This window comes from Photorhabdus sp. S10-54 (assembly GCF_963878145.1).
Taxonomy (GTDB): Bacteria; Pseudomonadota; Gammaproteobacteria; order Enterobacterales; family Enterobacteriaceae; genus Photorhabdus; species Photorhabdus kayaii.
This window is the reverse complement of sequence record NZ_CAWNXG010000106.1, coordinates 1-3,130: the sequence shown is the minus strand read 5'-3', so window position 1 is coordinate 3,130 and position 3,130 is coordinate 1. Positions and strand designations below refer to the sequence as shown.

The window sequence follows — 3,130 nt, the reverse complement described above, 5'->3', positions numbered from 1 at the left end:
CAATAAGAATATCAATGGGTTAATCAGACAATACTTTCCAAAGGGAACCGATTTTAATGAAATCTCTGATCAGGAAATAAATTTTGTGGTAAACCGATTAAATAATCGCCCCCGAAAAACACGGGGTGGGAAAACACCGAATGAATTATTTAAGGGAATACGAACATGTTTACTTCCAGATTAACGATGTTGCACTTATTATGTGAATCTACCAAATCTTTTTTTATATAAAATTTTTAATAACTCTATATTTGTGCTTTTAAATGATTACGGCAGGTTAAATAAATGTAAAATGAGCGGGGGATAAAATCGTCGATAAATGTATTAAACATGACAGGGAATAAACCATTTTTAGCGCCTGTACTTTTTTAAAGTTTGGCATTAATGGTATTAAAATCAAGGCCCATTTTTTTAATAGTTTTTAATCTTGTTAAACGGTTCTATTTTTTGCTGTTAATCTAAGAATTTTCCGGCTTCTTTTAATGACTTATCTGATTTTTCGAAAACGTATTACAACTATGTAAAATCTTTTGTTTAAGCAAGTTTGTTTAATGCAGTGATTTGTCATTTTGTCATTTTGTCACTTTGTTAATCAGTTTAGACCCGTTTTCCCTGATGTTTTTTCTTCCAATATCAGTATAACTTCGAATTTTTTTATTCGTTTTAAACGATCCTTAAGTGGTTGACGCTCTGTGATAAAAATGCAGCTTAAACGAGTTTAATCGGGGAAAAATGGCATCATAAAAAAACAAACCTCGTTTTAAATAGCGAGGCTTGTCAGCCTAAGTATTTTTTAGCTAGTTAAAATGTGGATGATTTTTCCTTACCGATAAAAATGCTGCGGTAGGAGGAATAATAACTGACTAAAAGTACTGGCATAGAAATTAGAAAACCTAAACCAAAAGTCATTAGCGAGATTATGAAAATGACTGTTACGGTGATAAAGAATAATAAACCAGGCAATAAATTCTTTTTCACCGCTGCCAAGCTCATTGATACGGCAGCACTAAATTTCAAGTTATGGATGACAATTAACGCTGGTGCAAACCAGGTCAATGCAGCATTCACAATTGAGAAAACCATCAGAATAAAAACACCAAGAAATAATGAGGGCAGACTATTTTGGAGCATTTCTACTGAGATTTCACCATGTTGAGCGGCGGCTAATAGGATATGAATTATGGCACTACCACCGACAATAAACATTGCGATAACACCGAGGAGTATAATACCAAGCATTAAAGTACCAACGCTGAGCAGTGACGCAAAATTTTTCTGAAATCCGCTAAAGAGTAGTCCTAATTCAAATTCTCCGCTAGTCCTCTGTTTTTCGCACACGGCAATCATGCCACCGATAAATACAGGGTTAAAAATACAGGTAAATATCCCAAGGAAAGGAATAAGCACTAAACCAGCTATACACATAGAATAGATAATGTAGAGTAGTATCCACATGCCCCATTTATTCTTGACAAGTTGCCATGCTTGGCCTATCCATTTTACACCTTCTATGCTACTGAGGGACTGACCATCAGGAATGAATACTTCCTGATTATCTTCGGGTATAACATTGGGACTTAAGTTTAGGTTTTGGTGTTCCATATATTTTTCCAATTAAGTTTGTTGATTCATAATATTTTAAATCGCTTTTTTGGCTGCATCTTGGAAGATGTAGTCAGATTGAGAGATTAGGTAAACATATTATATTAATTCCATTGTTCAACAAGTATTAAATATAAGTGAAGACCAGAAAATATAAATAATTTTCTACAAATTGTTGCTAAATGTTTTTAATTGTATCAAATTGATAATAATTGTAATAAAGTGTTTCAATGTTAACTGATGGCTGAATTTAATTAATTTCTAACCTATAAAATCGGAATGATTTTAATTCCATTGGGTATTTTTTTCTGTAGAATGGAAAGCCCTACTATTGGACGGTATCTTTGATATTTATAGAACGAATCAATCCGGGATTCAGGAGTTATATTACACTATAAAGGTAATTGAGGCGACGATAGTTGATTTAGCTGTTTATCACCCCCATTCGATAACACATGCTGGCGCACAGCCGCAGGAAACGATATCTTTACGTTATAAGAGTATCACATGGACTCATCATATAGCAGGGACAAGTGCTTATAGTATTTGGGATGATCGCGTTTATTAATTTATTTGCCGGTAAAATAGTGTTGTTTTACCGGCAAAATTACCATTTGTTTTTCCTATAATATTTACCATGAGCAATCATGTATACAACATTGTAAATAATAACTAAAACAATAGAGCTATAAAATAAAAAATCATTATCAGTTGTAGATACATCGAAAAATGGAATGTAATCAAAATTAAAAACATATAGATGATAACAAATAAATGACATTGCAAGTAATAAAGATGAGAAATTAACATAGACATTATCAGATATTAAAAGATTTTTAAAAGCAAAATATAGGGGATAAAGTATGAGTAATGAAAAAATGATATATGCATAGCTCATTTCTATCTTATTCCTTAATATGATCTATATTGTCTATAAATAGTATCTGCATCACCATAAGCTTGAAGGTTCTATTTAACTTTCAACAATTACAACTTCTTTCTACTTCTATCATGTGCAATCATATATGTAATACTACACAATATAGCCAGTACAATAGAACTATAAAACACAAAGTCATCATCTGAAGTAGATACATCAAAAAACGGAATATAGTCGAAATTAAAGACATATAGATGAAACGCGATAAATGCTATCAAAAGCAATGCTGCTGAAAAGTTAACATAGACGTCATAAGACATTAACAGCTTTTTAAAAGTGAAATATAGGGGATAAAGTATGAGTAAAGAAAAAATAATGTATATGTAGCCCATTTTTACCCCCTAATATGACTTGTATTGTCCATATACAGTGTTCACATCTCCTATAATTTCAAGAGCGACATCTTTGTAATTCATTGTCTCTATACCTTGTCGTTTTAAACCATCAAGAAGATCAGCATTTATATACCCAATAAACTTCAAAATGCAGTTTTTAGCACCTGAAAATGGTCGTTAATTCTGGACGTCAGCGAGTCCGCTATATCAGGTAGCGTTGTAGTGAAAAATTTGAACACTTTGTCTCGAAATT

2 protein-coding genes and 1 pseudogene are annotated in these 3,130 nt (G+C 32.2%); 2 read left to right on the top strand and 1 reads right to left on the bottom strand.

The window, feature by feature from the left end:
* The coding region (locus tag AACQ83_RS23675) for a transposase (RefSeq protein WP_445260539.1) at positions 1 to 184 on the top strand (184 nt) is incomplete at its 5' end.
* A gap of 617 nt (positions 185 to 801) precedes the next feature.
* Here the strand turns inward: AACQ83_RS23675 and AACQ83_RS23670 are convergent.
* Positions 802 to 1,602, bottom strand: coding sequence for a BPSS1780 family membrane protein (locus tag AACQ83_RS23670; protein ID WP_240000912.1), 801 nt, complete (start codon positions 1,600 to 1,602; stop codon positions 802 to 804).
* A gap of 328 nt (positions 1,603 to 1,930) precedes the next feature.
* Between AACQ83_RS23670 and tssD the strand changes: the two are divergent.
* Positions 1,931 to 2,170, top strand: a pseudogene (gene tssD, locus AACQ83_RS23665) (type VI secretion system tube protein TssD); the annotation flags it as partial.
* Positions 2,171 to 3,130: the final 960 nt, after the last annotated feature.

What these genes read in the sequence shown, in the direction of transcription:
- AACQ83_RS23670 (WP_240000912.1), bottom strand. Translation starts at nt 1,602, where the DNA reads ATGGAACACCAAAACCTAAACTTAAGTCCCAATGTTATACCCGAAGAT.